Here is a 14,336-nt window from a genome sequence, read left to right as displayed (position 1 = left end):
TCAGCGGGCGTCGCCCGGAAGGGCGCGCCGGTAGTGGTAGCCGTGGTGGTCGGTGAAGCCGAGCCGGTCGTACAGCGCACGCGCCCCGGCATTGTCGGCCTCGACCTGGAGATACGCCGCCGAGGCGCCCTCCTGCAGGGCCCGCTCGGCGAGCGCGGCCATCACGAGGGTCGCGAACCCGCTGCGCCGCTGTGCCGGGGCCACCTCCAGGGCGGCGAAGCCCGCCCAGCGGCCGTCGACCACCAGCCGGCCGATCGCCGCCGTCCCGCCGTCCGCGGCGGGGACCTTCGCGAACCACACCGAGGGCCCGCCGGTGAGCACCTTCACCGCCTCCGCGGTGGTCTCGTCGGTCCGGTTGTACATGGCGAGCCAGTCCGCGTCCGGCTCCCGGGCGAGGGCGACGCGGGCGGTGTCCGCGGTGGTGTCGGCGAGCGGGGCGAGGGCCGCGATACGGAACGTGGTGTGCCGCTCATCGGTCCAGCCGCGCTCCGCCAGCTCGGCCGCCAGCGTCTCGCCGGCGCCCGTTCCTCCGGTGGGGACGACGATGACCGCGGGCAGCCCGCGCTCGCCATACCACTGCTGGACGTGCGCCAGCGCGGCATCGAGGGGCAGTCCGGGGTCGCCGAGGGGAAGAACCGAATTGGCACGCCGGGTGAAGCCTCCGGCGGCCCGAAGTGTCCAGCCCCCGAGACGTTCCGTCTCAATTGCCGGCCATCCACGGGCCGCGACCTCCTGCAGCTCACGGACCCCGGCTGCCGGGCCGCGTCTGCGCGCCGGCTCGGCGGGCACGACCTTGGCGGCGACCAGCGACGATTCGTCGATCCTGACGGTCTCACCCGAGCGACGTGTGATGCTCAGCACACCCTCGTCCCACGATGTGAGAACCCCGACCGCGTCCGTGAACGCGGGCTCTCCCGCTCCACCGCCGGTCAGGCGGCGAACGGATACCCTTTTTCCCACGTCAGCAAGGGTGATGCGGACTTCCGCACGACCACCGGTCATGAATTCCATCGCTCTACCCGCCCCTCTTGTTCGTCCCACGCCCGGGAACGGAGATACTAGGTGGCGGGCATCGACGACGCCGCGCTCCCGCGCGCCCTGCGGCGGTACTGCCAATCGGTCCGCCGGCCCTACCGAGGAGGAACGACAGCGTGACCTACGTCATCGCGCAGCCTTGTGTCGACGTCAAGGACAAGGCATGCATCGAGGAGTGCCCCGTCGACTGCATCTACGAGGGCTCCCGGTCCTTGTACATCCACCCGGACGAATGCGTCGACTGTGGGGCCTGTGAGCCGGTGTGCCCGGTTGAGGCGATCTTCTACGAGGACGACACCCCGGAGGAGTGGAAGGACTACTACAAGGCGAACGTGGAGTTCTTCGACGAGCTCGGCTCGCCCGGTGGCGCCAGCAAGCTCGGCCTGATCGAGCGCGACCACGCCTTCATCGCAGCGCTGCCGCCGCAGAACCAGTAACGATCAGGGGATCGAGAGGGAGCCGCCCGCTCCCTCTCGCCTCCGAGGTCGTTGGGGATACCCCGGCCTTTGCCGGGGCAGGTCGCACGGCGCCGCCCGGTCCCGTACGGCTCCCCGTGCGGGACCGAGGCGTTTCCGCCGTCGCCCCGCGTCAGCACCGTCCGAGAAAGAGAGCATCGTGGGCGCAGTCTCATCCCGCCTCCCCGTCTTCCCGTGGGACCGGCTGGAGCCGTACAAGACCACGGCCGCCGCACACGCCGACGGCATCGTCGACCTGTCCGTCGGCACCCCGGTCGACCCCGTGCCCGCGGTGATCCGGCAGGCCCTGACCGACGCGGCGGACAGCCCCGGTTATCCGACGGTGTGGGGCACGCCCGCCCTGCGCGACGCGCTCACCGCCTGGGTCACCGACCGCCTCGGCGCCCGCGGCGTCGAGCACACCAACGTGCTGCCGATCGTCGGCTCCAAGGAGCTGGTGGCCTGGCTGCCGACCCAGCTCGGCCTGGGCCCCGGCGACAAGGTCGGCTACCCGCGCCTGGCCTACCCGACGTACGAGGTCGGGGCCCGGCTCGCCGGAGCCGAGCCGGTCGTCTACGACGACCCCACCGACCTCGACCCGGCGGGCCTGAAGCTGCTCTGGCTGAACTCCCCGTCCAACCCCACCGGCCGGGTGCTGAGCGCGGACGAGCTGCGCCGCACCGTCGCCTGGGCCCGCGAGCACGGCGTGCTGCTCTTCAGCGACGAGTGCTACCTCGAACTGGGCTGGGAGGCCGACCCGGTCTCGGTGCTGCACCCGGACGTCTGCGGCGGCTCCCTGGAGGGCATCGTCGCCGTCCACTCGCTCTCCAAGCGCTCCAACCTCGCCGGCTACCGCGCCGCCTTCCTCGCGGGGGACTCCGCCGTCCTCGGCGAGCTGCTGCAGATCCGCAAGCACGGCGGAATGATGGTCGCGGCGCCCGTCCAGGCCGCCACGGTCGCGGCGCTGGGCGATGTCGCGCACGTCGCGGAGCAGCGCGAGCGCTACGCCCGCCGCCGCGCCGTGCTGCGCACCGCCCTGGAGGCCGCCGGCTTCCGTATCGAGCACAGCGAGGGCTCGCTCTACCTCTGGGCGACCCGCGACGAGCCCTGCTGGGACACCGTCGGCGATCTCGCCAAGCGCGGCATCCTGGTCGCTCCGGGCGAGTTCTACGGCAGCGCGGGGGAGCGGTTCGTACGAGTCGCCTTCACCGCCACCGACGAGCGGGTGGACGCCGCGGTGCGCCGCCTCGCGGAATGACCCGCTGACCGCCTGGAGCGGACCGCAACGCAACGCGCAGGGGCCCGGGGAGTGTGAACTCCCCGGGCCCCTGCGCGTCGTGTGCGCGACCGGTGGCTCAGCCGCCGATCGGGAGACCGCCGAGCAGCCCCTGGACCGGGACGGACACCAGGCCCTTGGGGGCGCCGGCGGGCATCGCGTCGGTCGCCGAACCGTCCTTGGCGTGCTTGGCGACCTCGGCCTGCGCGAAGGTGGCGGCCTTGTGCGCGGCGGGAGCCGCGTCCCCGACGAGGGGGCCGGTGGCCTCGACGGCCGCGGGGGCGAGCTCCGTGGCGGCCGTCTCGCCGACCGAGTTCAGCAGGCCGCCGCCGTCCTTGACGGTCTTGTTGAGGGTCTCACTGGCACTCGCGGAGTCCAGCTGGGTCAGTCCGCCCAGGTCGGCTGCCTTGGTCTGGTCCGCGGCGTTCGCGGTACCGGCCACTGCGACCACGGGAGCGGCGCCTGCGGCGACGAGCAGGGCGGCTCGGGCGATCCGACGCGTAACGGGGAGGGACATGGTGCTCCTTTTACGGAGAGGGACTCGTACTTCTGACAGATGTGCCATGTCCGCCTGGCGGACGCACTGACTACCGCGTCAGATCCCCGAAGGTTGCGGTCAACTCAGGTAAAGAGTTGGTAACGCGTCACATAATCAGTCCTGGATGAAGGCGGGCAATATGCGCAAGCCGAGCGGCCGTGCGGAAACGTCACGGCCCTTGTATGACAAGGGAATTGATGGAAATGCCCGGCCGGATGCGATGAACTCCCGTACGGAGAAGGGGAATTGCTGCCGGCGCCCCTTTCGGGGGAACCCTCGGACTATTGCGCGGTGATGATACGAACGTCACCCGCGGAGCGCCCCGCAGACGCCTCGGAACCGGCCGGCTTCTTCTGCCAGCCCTTCCCCGCATCGGCCGCGATCCACGTCCGACCGGCGTAAGAGATCTGTTCGATACGCAGCTCGGCGGAGTGGGCCATCGCCCACATCGCCAATTCCCAACCCCGCTTCGGGCCCTCGCCGTCGGTCCCCACCCCGGTCTGCCGCACCGGCACCGTCACGCCGCGCCCGCCGCTCGCGCCGCGCCCGCCCGCGCCGTCCGTCCGCGGCAGCACCTCGGGACCGAAATCCCGGGCCAGCTTCGCCCGGACCGCCGCCGCGTCGCCCGCCTGCCCGTTCACCGGACGGCTCTGGGTGCACGTCATCGCCGCCCCGTCCCGGCCGGTCAGCGCGCCGGTCAGCCGGGCGGCGTTCACCTCGTGCTTGGCGTACGCCTGCGGGTAGCCGCTGCGCTGCACCTTCTGCGCGGCGACGGTCAGCGGCAGCCGGGAATAGCCCGGGACCCTCGCCAGGTGGGTGTAGAACTCCCCGGCCGCGTACACCGGGTCCATGATCTGCTTGACCGTGCCCCAGTCCTGCGACGGCCGCTGCTGGAACAGGCCGACCGAATCCCGGTCGCCGAAGTCGATGTTGCGCAGCCCGGACTCCTGCATCGCCGTCGCCAGCGCGATGGTCCGCGCCCGCTCCGGCAGCCCGCGCGAGGACGCCACGGCCGAGATCGTCGCGGCGTTCGCGGCCTGCTCGGGGGAGAGCTCGTAGCCCTTCGCGTCCCCCTCGGCACGCACCGTGCAGCGCGGTGCTCCCGGACCGCCGGTGACGTACTGCACCAAGAGGTAGGCCGCCAGCCCGATCAGCACGGCGACAGCGGCGCCGGCACGCCAGAGGCGCTTGCGGCGGACGGGGACCTTGGGCTGGGCGGACACGCAGCCCACCGTACTGGAGGGCCGCCGGATAGGGTCGGCCCCATGGAGCGCTCCACAGACCACGCCGCCCTCGACCTCTCGCTCGACGCCGCCGCGCTCACCGCGCAGCTCGTCGACTTCCCGTCCGAGAGCGGGAACGAGAAGGACCTCGCCGACGCCGTCGAGCACGCCCTGCGGGCGCTGCCGCACCTGACCGTCGACCGGTACGGCAACAACGTCGTGGCCCGCACGCAGCTGGGCCGCGCCGAGCGCGTGGTGCTCGCCGGACACCTCGACACCGTGCCGATCGCGGACAACGTCCCCTCCCGGCTCGACGAGAACGGCGTCCTGTGGGGCTGCGGCACCTGCGACATGAAGTCGGGCGTGGCCGTCCAGCTGCGCATGGCCGCCACCGTGCCCGCACCCAACCGGGACCTGACCTTCGTCTTCTACGACAACGAGGAGGTCGCGGCGCACCTCAACGGCCTCGGCCACGTCGCGGACGCGCACCCGGACTGGCTGACCGGCGACTTCGCCGTCCTCCTGGAGCCCTCCGACGGCCAGGTGGAGGGCGGCTGCCAGGGCACCCTGCGGGTCCTGCTGCGCACCACCGGGGAGCGGGCCCACTCCGCGCGCAGCTGGATGGGCGCCAACGCCATCCACGCCGCCGCGCCGATCCTGGCGAAGCTCGCCGCGTACGAACCGCGCCGCCCGGTGATCGACGGCCTGGAGTACCGCGAGGGGCTGAACGCCGTCCGCGTCGAGGCCGGCGTCGCCAACAACGTCATCCCGGACGCCTGCACCGTCACCGTCAACTTCCGCTACGCGCCCGACCGCACCCCCGACGAGGCGCTGGCCCACGTCCGCGAGGTCTTCGCGGACTGCCCGGTGGACGAGTTCATCGTCGACGATCACTCCCCGGGCGCGCTGCCCGGCCTGTCCCACCCGGCCGCGAAGGCGTTCATGGAGTCCGTCGGCGGCACCGCGATGCCCAAGTTCGGCTGGACCGACGTCTCCCGCTTCAGCTCGCTCGGCGTGCCCGCCGTCAATTACGGCCCCGGCTACTCCCTTCTCGCGCACAAGAAGGACGAGCGGGTCGAGGTGGACCGGATCCTGCACTGCGAGGAGCGGCTGCGCGCCTGGCTCACGGACTGAGCGGCCCCGGCGCCCGCCCGAGCACCCACCTGCGGGTCGTTCACCGGCCGATTTCCCCTGCTGCGCGCGTCCGTGGATCTACGCTGATGCGGCAAACGATCTGTCAGCGGAGGGAGCACATCATGGCCGACCTCGAGGGTGAACCGACCCCGGAGGTGCAGCGGCTGGGTCCCGTACTGCGCCGACGCGGGCAGGTGCAGGGCAGCACCACGGACCAGCGGCTGCTGGACACCGCGGGCCCCTCCGAGTGGGTGCACACCGACCCGTGGCGCGTGATGCGCATCCAGGCGGAGTTCGTCGAGGGCTTCGGAGCGCTGGCCGAGCTGGGCCCGGCCATCAGCGTCTTCGGCTCGGCCCGTACCGCGCCGGGCTCGTCGGAGTGGGACGCCGGGGTGCGGATCGGGCGGGCCCTGGTCGACGCCGGGTTCGCGGTGATCACCGGTGGCGGACCCGGAGCCATGAAGGCCGCCAACAAGGGCGCCCACGAGGCGGGCGGGGTCTCCGTCGGCCTCGGCATCGAGCTGCCCTTCGAGCAGGGCCTCAACGAATACGTCAACCTCGGGGTCGACTTCCGCTACTTCTTCGTCCGCAAGACCTGCTTCGTGAAGTACGCCAGCGGCTTCGTCGTGCTGCCCGGCGGGATGGGCACCCTGGACGAGCTGTTCGAGGCGCTCACCCTCGTCCAGACGCAGAAGGTCACCCGCTTCCCGATCGTGCTGTTCGGCACGTCGTACTGGAGCGGGCTGGTCGACTGGCTGCGCGACACCCTCATCGCCCAGGGGAAGGCGTCCATGCGCGACCTGGACCTCTTCCACCTGAGCGACGACGTCGACGAGGCGGTCGCGCTGGTGACCAAGGAGGTCGGCGGCTGAGAGCGGGCCGTCGCGGGCCGAAGGCACCAGCCTCAGGCCCCGGAAACGGCCTCAGGCCAGTCCCCGGCGGGCGACCGCCGGGGGCCGGTGGCCGGCGATCGAGGCCACCATGTCCAGCACCTGTCGGGTCTCGGCGACCTCATGAACGCGGTAGACCTGCGCGCCCAGCCAGGCCGACACCGCGGTCGTCGCCAGAGTGCCGAGCACCCGCTCCTTGACCGGCCTGTCCAGCGTCTCGCCCACGAAGTCCTTGTTGGACAGCGAGACCAGCACCGGCCAGCCGGTCTCCGACATCTCGCCGAGGCGGCGGGTCGCCTCCAGGCTGTGCCGGGTGTTCTTCCCGAAGTCGTGCCCCGGATCGATCATGATCGCGTCCCGCCGGACCCCCAACTCCACGGCCCGCTCGGCCAGTCCGAGCGTCACCCGCAGGATGTCGGCCATGACGTCCTCGTAGGTCACCCGGTGCGGGCGGGTACGCGGCTCGGCGCCGCCCGCGTGCGTGCACACCAGGCCGACGTCGTGCCGCGCCGCGACCTCCGCGAGCTGGGGATCGACGCCGCCCCAGGCGTCGTTGAGCAGATCGGCGCCCGCCTCGCAGACCGCCTCGCCGACGTCGTGCCGCCAGGTGTCGACGCTGATCACCACGTCCGGGTGACGCCTGCGCACCTCGGCCACGAACCCGACCGTGCGGCGCGCCTCCTCCTCGGCGCTCACCTCCTCGCCGGGGCCGGCCTTGACGCCGCCGATGTCGATGATCGCGGCGCCCTCGGCCACCGCCTGCTCGACACGGGCGAGGGCGGGCTCGTCGCGGAACGTGGCGCCCTGGTCGTAAAAGGAGTCCGGCGTCCTGTTCACGATGGCCATGATCACCGGCTCGTGCGCGCCGAACTCGCGATTCCCCAGCCGCAGCATTCCTTGACTCCTTCTCCGTGGTCCGCCAGCGACCCTAACTGTCACACCCGCATGGCACGATCAGTGCAGGCGCACAGTTCGGGGAGTTGGTCGTGTTCTGGTTCTTGCTGATCGCGATGGTCGTGGTCGTCGCAGCGGTCACGCTCGTCGTCGTGGGCGGCGGTGACGGCGAAGGGCGCGGCGGCGGGCTGCGCGATGCCGCGCCGGACCGGCTCTACGATCCGCTGCCGGCGGAGCGCCCCGTGGCGCGTGCCGACATCGAGGCCGTCCGCCTGCCCGTGACGGTCCGCGGCTACCACATGGCGGAGGTCGACGACGTCCTCGACCGCCTCGGCGCCGAGCTGGCGGAGCGCGACGCGCGCATCGCCGAGCTGGAGTCCGCGCTGGCCGGCGCGCACGCCGCGGCCATGCAGGCCCGCGGAGCGGTCCCGGGCGGCGCGCACCGGGCCGCGGAGCCCGCGCCCGGCCCCGTGCCGCCCGGCCCCGTCCCGCCGGGCCCGGTGGAGGACGCAGGGCCCGCAGGCGGTCCCGTGGCGGACGCGCGGCCCGGCAGTGGTGCCCCGCAGCCTCCCGGCTCCTCCGAGGGCCCTGACGGCCCTGACGGCACTGAGAGTGGGGAGCGGTCGTGAGCGGCGTGGTGACGGCTCCGGACGGCGTTCCCCGCTGCCCCTGGGGCATGGAATCGGAGCGGATGGCCGACTACCGCGACTATCACGACACCGAATGGGGTCTGCCCGTCCATGGCGACGACGCCCTCTTCGAACGGATGAGCCTGGAGGCGTTCCAGTCCGGGCTGTCCTGGATCACGATCCTGCGCCGCCGCCCCGGCTTCCGCGCCGCGTTCGCCGGGTTCCGCATCCCCGAGGTGGCGCGCTTCACCGATACCGACGCCGAACGGCTGCTCGCCGACCCCGGCATCATCCGCAACCGCGCCAAGATCGCCGCGACGATCAACAACGCCAGGGTCGCCGCCGAGCTGGCCCCCGGCGAACTCGACGCCCTCATCTGGTCCTATGCCCCGGACCGGGCCGGCCGTCCGGCGCCCCGCACCCTCGCCGACCTCCAGCCGGTCACCCCGGAGTCGACAGCTCTCGCCAAGGACCTCAAGAAGCGCGGCTTCCGCTTCGTCGGCCCCACGACGGCGTACGCCATGATGCAGGCGTGCGGCCTGGTCAACGACCACTTGGCCGACTGCCACGCCCGAGCCGCCACGGAGGCGGCGGGCCGAGCCGGAGAGTAAGCGGGACGGCCCGGCACCCACGCTGCCCGACGGCCAGGCGATCCCGCGCCCTGGGCCGCCGGCGAGGTGGGGCCGCTCCCGACGGCTTTGCGGGCTGTGGCTTGCCACCGGCCCGAGCGAGTGCGTGCGGCCGCATGGGCCATGGCCATGTGGCCGACCGGCAGCCGAGTCGCCGCGGACCGGTGGCGCGCCGGTGGCCTTCTGACGGCGCAGCCACGGTCCCGAGCTACCGAGGCGCGACGGACCTTCCTAGCGGCCCAGGAAGCGCGGCTTCTCCTTCTTCACGAATGCCTCGACCGCGATCCCGTGGTCCTCCGAGGCTCCGGCCCGGCCCTGCAGTTCGTCCTCCTTGCCGAGCGTCTCGGCGAGCGAATGGCCCGCCCCGTAGGCCAGTGACTCCTTGAGCGCGGCGTAGGCGGCGGTCGGTCCCTCGGCCAGGCGGCGGGCCACGGCCGCGGCCTCGGCGGCCAGCTCCGCGGCGGGGACGATCTTGTTGACCATGCCCAGGTCGAAGGCCTCCTGGGCGCTGACGTTGCGCGGGAAGAGCAGCAGGTCGGCGGCCCGGCCGTGGCCGATGAGACGGGGCAGCGTCCAGGACACCCCGGAGTCCGCGGTCAGCGCCACGCCAGCGAAGGAGGTGTTGAAGGAGGCGGAGTCGGCGACGACCCGGTAGTCGGCGGCCAGCGCGAACCCGGCGCCCGCCCCCGCGGCGACGCCGTTGACACCCGCGACCACGGGCTTGGGCATCTCGGTCAGCGCCGTGACGATGGGGTTGTAGTGCTCGCGCACCGTGTTCATGGTGTTGCCCGAGCCGTTGGCCCGGTCCTCGGCCAGCAGCCCGATGTGCTCCTTGAGGTCCTGGCCGACGCAGAAGGCGCGCCCGGTGGCCGTGAGGAGTACGGCGCGGACGGCCGGGTCGGCGGCGGCCTGCTGAAGGGTGTCCCGCAGTTGGACCTTCGCCTCGATGTTGAGCGCGTTCATCGCGTCGGGGCGGTTGAGAGTGACCGTCGCGAGTCCGTCGGTCACGTCGTAGAGCACGGTGTCGGCCATAGTGGGAGTCCCCTCCGTCGCAGCTCGTACTGCCTGGTAATGGCAGCCAGCGCTCAGGATGCCGGAGATCATCGGCTGCCGACATGTGACGTACGTCAAAGAATCCGGGCGCGTCGGACGTGTGCGGGTGGCGCAGTATCGCAGCCGCCTCCCCGAATTGAGTGGTTTTGAGAGAGCGCGTTGCCAAAGGGATGCAGGCCGATGTTGGTCATCGGGTCGTTCGATGCGGGATAATGACTGGGAAGCAATGTGTTCGATGCCGGTGACACGTGGGTTGTCGGCTGCGATGAGCTGGTTTCAGGAAGGGGAACGAGCATGGCGGCCATGAAGCCGCGGACGGGCGACGGCCCGCTCGAGGTGACCAAGGAGGGGCGGGGCATCGTCATGCGCGTTCCGCTCGAAGGCGGCGGGCGACTCGTCGTCGAGCTGACACCCGACGAAGCCAAGGCCCTGGGTGAGGCCCTGGAGAAGGTCACCGTCTGACGAGGGCGGCTCAATCGCTGCGGTTCCCCGGGGGCTGACCCCCGGTATCCCCAGCCGAATACCCCGGCCCCGGCAGGTGGCGTGCAGAAATGCGCGCCGCGTGCCGGGGCCGTTTCGTTTGTGTCATCCCGCCATCCCCGCCATCCCCTTCATCCCGGTCTTGGCGGGGCGTGGCTGTCATCGGCCCTTGGGTGTCGTGGATTCCGTCGCACCCGATTCAGGGGCGGCCGACGATGAGAAAGCCGTCCTCATGAGTGAGGGCGGGGCAGAGGCGTCGCGGGGCCGGAGGGGGCGCGGGGCGGGCGGAGCGGTCAGCCGCGCTTGACCGCGCAGAGCAGTCCGTCGCCCACCGGCAGTAGCGACGGCACCAGGGTGGTGCTTTCCCGGATGGCCCGCAGCAGTTCGCGCAGCCGCAGGACCTCCGCGGGCTGCACCGCGGAGTCGACCGTGCGGCCGTCCGCGAAGACGCCCTCGAAGCACACCAGGCCGCCGGGGCGCAGCAGACGCAACGATTCAGCGAGGTATTCGAGGTACTCGACCAGGTCCCCGTCGCAGAAGACGAGGTCGTATCCGCCGTCGGCGAGGCGGGGCAGGACGTCCAGGGCACGGCCGGGGATGAAGCGGGCGCGGTTGCCGGCGAAGCCCGCCTCGCGGAACGCCTGCTTGGCGAACGTCTGCCGCTCCGGTTCGAGATCGACGGTGGTCAGCACCCCGTCCGGGCGCATTCCGTGCAGGAGGTAGATGCCCGACACGCCCGTGCCCGTGCCGATCTCGGCGACGGCCTTGGCGTCGGCGGTGGCGGCGAGCATGCGCAGGGCCGCACCGGTGCCGGTCGTCACCGTACGGATGCCTGCCTCGCGCGCGCGGTCCCGGGACCAGCGCAGGGCGGCTTCGGTGGTGCCGTCGATGGTCCCGGCGCCGTACGCCTCGGCGAAAGCCAAGCTCGTCTGCCGGTTGCCGGTAATGGCCCTCTCCTGTCCCCGTAGTTGACGCAACCGTGACTGTATCCGCTGCGTGCGGGAACCCGCAGATGGGACCGGGCGTTATCAAGAGGCAGGGGGGATGCACCGGTGAAGACCGCGCGAGACATGCAGCAAGACGGGAAGCAGGACCAAATGCAGGTCAAATCTGCTTATCCGGAGCTAACGGGCGAGGTGGATATGGTAGGGGCTCTACTGGACACCACCAGAGCCACCAGGGGAGGTGCGGCTGCAGCGGGTGACCGCAGAGTGCTGAGGCGCTTGCGTCGGTCGTCCGCCGAGCCGAAATCCGTGACAAACACCGCTGACCGTTTCCGTGCCCATGGCCCCAAGGGCATGGGAGGAGCCACCACCACCGATTCCGCACCCACCGCGACCTTCGCTGAGGACGCGGATGTGCAGGCGTGGACTCCCCCCAGCTGGGAGGAGATCGTCAGCACCCACAGTGCACGGGTCTACCGCCTTGCCTACCGCCTCACCGGCAACCAGCACGACGCCGAGGACCTTACGCAGGAGGTGTTCGTCCGCGTCTTTCGGTCGCTGTCGACGTACACCCCCGGCACCTTCGAGGGCTGGCTGCACCGCATCACGACCAACCTCTTCCTGGACATGGTCCGCCGCCGCCAGCGCATCCGCTTCGACGCGCTCGGCGACGACGCGGCCGAGCGGCTGCCCAGCCGCGAGCCCTCCCCGCAGCAGCACTTCAACGACACCCACTTCGACGCGGATGTGCAGCAGGCGCTGGACACCCTCGCGCCGGAGTTCCGCGCAGCCGTCGTGCTGTGCGACATCGAGGGTCTGTCGTACGAGGAGATCGCCGCGACTCTCGGCGTCAAGCTCGGCACGGTCCGCAGCCGGATCCACCGGGGCCGCTCCCACCTGCGCAAGGCGCTCAAGCACCGCTCCCCGGCGGCGCGCGCCGAAGAGCGTGAGCAGCAGCGGTCGCTGGCCGTGGTGTCCACCGGGGAGGTCGGGATCGCGTGAGCGGTACTGGCCGTCCGTCCCCTTCCGAACAGCATCTCGGCGACCGCCTCGCAGCCCTGGTCGACGGTGAGTTGGGGCATGACGCGCGCGAGCGGGTGCTCGCCCATCTCGCCACGTGCGGTAAGTGCAAGGCCGAGGCCGACGCCCAGCGCCGACTGAAGAGCGTCTTCGCCGAGACGGCGCCCCCCGGCCCGTCCGAGGGTCTGCTGGCGCGCCTCCAGGGGCTGCCCGGCGGCGATCAGAACGGTCCTGGCAGCAGACTCGGCGCGGGTGGCTTGGGCCCAGGTGACTTCGCGACGGGTGGCCCGTTCGGCTACCTCCCCTCCGAGGGCCACGCCATGTCCGCGGTCCCCCCGCGGCCCCGTCAGCAGGGTTTCCGCGTCCACGACACCGAGCGGCCCGCTCCGCAGCGGCGCAGATTCGCCTTCGCGGCCGCCGGGGCGGTCTCGCTCGCGGCCTTCGCACTCGGCGGCGCGCTCCCGCTGGAGGCTGCCGTCGACACGCCCGCCGGGCGTGGCGAGGGCACCGGCACCGCCGTTCCCCTCAGTGCCACCCCGCCGGCCGGTGGCTCGCCGGTCCGCGGCGAGGAGCTCCTCGTCAACCGCAATGCCCGGTCCGTCTCCTCACCACAGGCCGGAGCGCAGGCATCGGCTCCCGCCCCCAGCTCGCTGGGGCTCTACGGCCCGGGCACGGCCGTGCCCTCCCGCTCTTTCATGGCCCCGAGCCCGACGGCGGGCCGGTTCGGTCTGTCGCCGCTGATAGCCGCGACCGGCCCCGGCTCGGCCTACCACCTCGCGCCGGTGGCGGCCGAGAGCCAGGCGACTGCCAAGCGCCCCCAGCCGCAGCCGCCGCTGGAGCCCAAGCGGCCGCTGGTCGGCTCGGCGGCGTCCCCCGGCCCCGCTGCTCAGGGCACAACCCCCGCCCAGCACTGACCGGACCCTGCGCAGGCCCGCGCGGAACTGGTTGAATCGCTGTTGGGCGGCGCACCCCTGTTCGGGGTGGGCCGCGAGGTGGCGGTGGCTCGCTTATCGCGGCGGGCGAAATGGTGGGGAGAGCATGGACGACGGTAAGGCCGCCGGGCCGAAGCTGAAGTGGTGGAGCCGCCCGGAACACACTCCGGGCCCGCAACCGTCCGCCGAGACCGGCCCGCACACCCCAACTCCCCCAGCCGGCACCGCGATGGAAGCCCTCACGCCGGGTGCCCGCGTGCCGGACGGCGCTGTCGTGCACGGCGCCGCGTCAGGCTCGTCCGCCGGGCCGCGGGAGGACGGCGACTGGACCGTTCGTCCGCCGGAGCGTGGGCAGCAGCGGGACGCGAGCCCGGCGCCCGCGCCGCACGGCGGCCCCGAGGCGGCCGAAACGGTCGAAACGACGGACGGACTCGCCACGACCGAGCGCGAGACCCGCGGCGCTACGGCGAACCCGGTGCGCCTCGAAAAGCAGTCCACGGGCGTCACTGCTCCTGCGGGAGCGGACGCGCCGGGCCCTGAGGCAGGAGCCGGGCCGGTCGAAGGCCACCCCCGCGCCGCGTCAACTGTGACGCTCCGTCAGATTCCTGCGGACGCAGGGGAGAAGGAGGCTGCCGACCCGCGCGCACAACTGCCGGACCCCACGCCAGCCACCGCGAGCCCCGACACCGCGTCCACGCCCGCCGCCCCAATGCCTTCCGCCGCGACGCCCGACGCCGGGGCGCGCGAGGCCGGGTCGCACGGGGCGCCGACGCCTTCCGCCGCGACGCCCGACGCCATGGCGGTCTCCGCCACAGCTACATCCGCCACGGCTGCCTCCGTTGGGGTCCCCGGGCCTGGGGAACAGGCCCCCGCTACGTCTTCCCCCGCGACGTCCTCCGTCTCGGAGCCTGCCGACGCGTCACCTTCCCCTCCGACGCACGTTGCCGCTGCGCCTGCTGCGCCTGCTGCGCCTGCTGCGCCTGCTGCGCCTGCTGCGCCTGCTGCGCCTGCTGCGCCTGCTGCGCCCGCATCAGCACCCGATCCGGCTCTCTCCGCCTCAGGGGCCGGGAGCCTGGGTGCTGACGGGGCCCAGGGGGTTGCCGGTCAGACCGGCTCGGACGGGGCGGGTGTTGATGCACAGATCCGGCAGCCGCTGCATCCCGAGGACCCGTACGGCACGCCTCCGTACGGTGGTCCCGGCCCG

At 72.4% G+C, this 14,336-nt stretch carries 15 protein-coding genes; 9 read left to right on the top strand and 6 right to left on the bottom strand.

The features are described 5' to 3' along the window. Complete coding sequence (locus QOM21_RS13220; RefSeq protein ID WP_407550092.1) at positions 1–1,011, bottom strand: GNAT family N-acetyltransferase; 1,011 nt, start codon at positions 1,009–1,011, stop codon at positions 1–3. A gap of 140 nt (positions 1,012–1,151) precedes the next feature. Between QOM21_RS13220 and fdxA the strand changes: the two genes are divergently transcribed. Further along, a complete protein-coding gene (gene fdxA, locus QOM21_RS13215) occupies positions 1,152–1,472 on the top strand; it encodes a ferredoxin (RefSeq protein WP_030573070.1) in 321 nt (106 codons plus the stop codon). A gap of 178 nt (positions 1,473–1,650) precedes the next feature. Continuing rightward, entirely contained in the window at positions 1,651–2,748 is a 1,098-nt protein-coding gene (gene dapC / locus QOM21_RS13210) for a succinyldiaminopimelate transaminase (protein ID WP_407550091.1), read from the top strand. Positions 2,749–2,845: 97 nt separating this feature from the next. On the opposite strand, the gene QOM21_RS13205 is transcribed toward dapC, so the two are convergent. Together QOM21_RS13205 and QOM21_RS13200 are read right to left on the bottom strand one after the other, a co-directional pair. Continuing rightward, positions 2,846–3,283, bottom strand: coding sequence for an ATP-binding protein (locus QOM21_RS13205; RefSeq protein WP_407550090.1), 438 nt, complete (start codon positions 3,281–3,283; stop codon positions 2,846–2,848). Positions 3,284–3,585: 302 nt separating this feature from the next. Next, complete coding sequence (locus QOM21_RS13200; RefSeq protein WP_407550089.1) at positions 3,586–4,527, bottom strand: heavy metal transporter; 942 nt, start codon at positions 4,525–4,527, stop codon at positions 3,586–3,588. Positions 4,528–4,569: 42 nt separating this feature from the next. Between QOM21_RS13200 and dapE the strand changes: the two genes are divergently transcribed. Both dapE and QOM21_RS13190 read left to right on the top strand, forming a co-directional pair. Then, the gene (gene dapE, locus QOM21_RS13195) at positions 4,570–5,661 is read left to right on the top strand and encodes a succinyl-diaminopimelate desuccinylase (RefSeq protein ID WP_407550088.1); all 1,092 of its coding nucleotides are present in this window, start codon (positions 4,570–4,572) and stop codon (positions 5,659–5,661) included. 122 nt (positions 5,662–5,783) lie between these two features. Continuing rightward, a complete protein-coding gene (locus QOM21_RS13190; protein ID WP_407550087.1) occupies positions 5,784–6,533 on the top strand; it encodes a TIGR00730 family Rossman fold protein in 750 nt (249 codons plus the stop codon). A gap of 51 nt (positions 6,534–6,584) precedes the next feature. Here QOM21_RS13190 and folP read toward each other — a convergent pair whose 3' ends face one another. Further along, positions 6,585–7,445 (bottom strand): dihydropteroate synthase, encoded by an 861-nt coding sequence (folP, locus tag QOM21_RS13185; RefSeq protein WP_407550086.1) that lies wholly within the window; start codon positions 7,443–7,445, stop codon positions 6,585–6,587. 92 nt (positions 7,446–7,537) lie between these two features. Here folP and QOM21_RS13180 point away from each other — a divergent pair, with 92 nt between their 5' ends. Together QOM21_RS13180 and QOM21_RS13175 are read left to right on the top strand one after the other, a co-directional pair. Beyond that, positions 7,538–8,074, top strand: a complete 537-nt coding sequence (locus QOM21_RS13180) for a DivIVA domain-containing protein (RefSeq protein ID WP_407550085.1) — start codon at positions 7,538–7,540, stop codon at positions 8,072–8,074. Next, entirely contained in the window at positions 8,071–8,685 is a 615-nt protein-coding gene (locus tag QOM21_RS13175) for a DNA-3-methyladenine glycosylase I (RefSeq protein ID WP_407550084.1), read from the top strand. Before QOM21_RS13180 ends, QOM21_RS13175 begins: the two co-directional genes overlap by 4 nt. A 249-nt stretch (positions 8,686–8,934) precedes the next feature. Here QOM21_RS13175 and QOM21_RS13170 read toward each other — a convergent pair whose 3' ends face one another. Beyond that, positions 8,935–9,735 (bottom strand): enoyl-CoA hydratase-related protein, encoded by an 801-nt coding sequence (locus QOM21_RS13170; RefSeq protein ID WP_407550083.1) that lies wholly within the window; start codon positions 9,733–9,735, stop codon positions 8,935–8,937. 315 nt (positions 9,736–10,050) lie between these two features. On the opposite strand from QOM21_RS13170, the gene QOM21_RS13165 reads away from it, so the two are divergent. Then, positions 10,051–10,218 (top strand): DUF3117 domain-containing protein, encoded by a 168-nt coding sequence (locus tag QOM21_RS13165; RefSeq protein ID WP_003985072.1) that lies wholly within the window; start codon positions 10,051–10,053, stop codon positions 10,216–10,218. A 311-nt stretch (positions 10,219–10,529) separates the two neighbouring features. On the opposite strand, the gene QOM21_RS13160 is transcribed toward QOM21_RS13165, so the two are convergent. Beyond that, a complete protein-coding gene (locus QOM21_RS13160) occupies positions 10,530–11,213 on the bottom strand; it encodes an O-methyltransferase (protein WP_407550082.1) in 684 nt (227 codons plus the stop codon). 276 nt (positions 11,214–11,489) lie between these two features. Here QOM21_RS13160 and sigE point away from each other — a divergent pair, with 276 nt between their 5' ends. Both sigE and QOM21_RS13150 read left to right on the top strand, forming a co-directional pair. Continuing rightward, entirely contained in the window at positions 11,490–12,182 is a 693-nt protein-coding gene (sigE, locus tag QOM21_RS13155; protein WP_407550081.1) for an RNA polymerase sigma factor SigE, read from the top strand. Beyond that, positions 12,179–13,114: a zf-HC2 domain-containing protein gene (locus tag QOM21_RS13150; RefSeq protein WP_407550080.1), complete on the top strand. Its 936-nt coding sequence runs from the start codon at positions 12,179–12,181 to the stop codon at positions 13,112–13,114. The genes sigE and QOM21_RS13150 overlap by 4 nt, the downstream gene beginning before the upstream one ends. Positions 13,115–14,336 lie beyond the last annotated feature (1,222 nt).

Origin of the sequence: Streptomyces sp. Pv4-95 (assembly GCF_045782725.1) — a bacterium.
GTDB lineage: Bacteria > Actinomycetota > Actinomycetes > Streptomycetales > Streptomycetaceae > Streptomyces.
Note: the sequence above shows the minus strand (reverse complement) of the source record. Positions and strands in the feature narration are given on the sequence as shown.

Bases quoted from the DNA above. Each gene is read 5' to 3' on its own strand.
- dapE (WP_407550088.1), top strand. From the start codon at position 4,570: ATGGAGCGCTCCACAGACCACGCCGCCCTCGACCTCTCGCTCGACGCC.
- QOM21_RS13205 (WP_407550090.1), bottom strand. From the start codon at position 3,283: ATGTCCCTCCCCGTTACGCGTCGGATCGCCCGAGCCGCCCTGCTCGTC.
- folP (WP_407550086.1), bottom strand. From the start codon at position 7,445: ATGCTGCGGCTGGGGAATCGCGAGTTCGGCGCGCACGAGCCGGTGATC.
- QOM21_RS13220 (WP_407550092.1), bottom strand. From the start codon at position 1,011: ATGGAATTCATGACCGGTGGTCGTGCGGAAGTCCGCATCACCCTTGCT.
- QOM21_RS13170 (WP_407550083.1), bottom strand. From the start codon at position 9,735: ATGGCCGACACCGTGCTCTACGACGTGACCGACGGACTCGCGACGGTC.
- QOM21_RS13165 (WP_003985072.1), top strand. From the start codon at position 10,051: ATGGCGGCCATGAAGCCGCGGACGGGCGACGGCCCGCTCGAGGTGACC.
- QOM21_RS13190 (WP_407550087.1), top strand. From the start codon at position 5,784: ATGGCCGACCTCGAGGGTGAACCGACCCCGGAGGTGCAGCGGCTGGGT.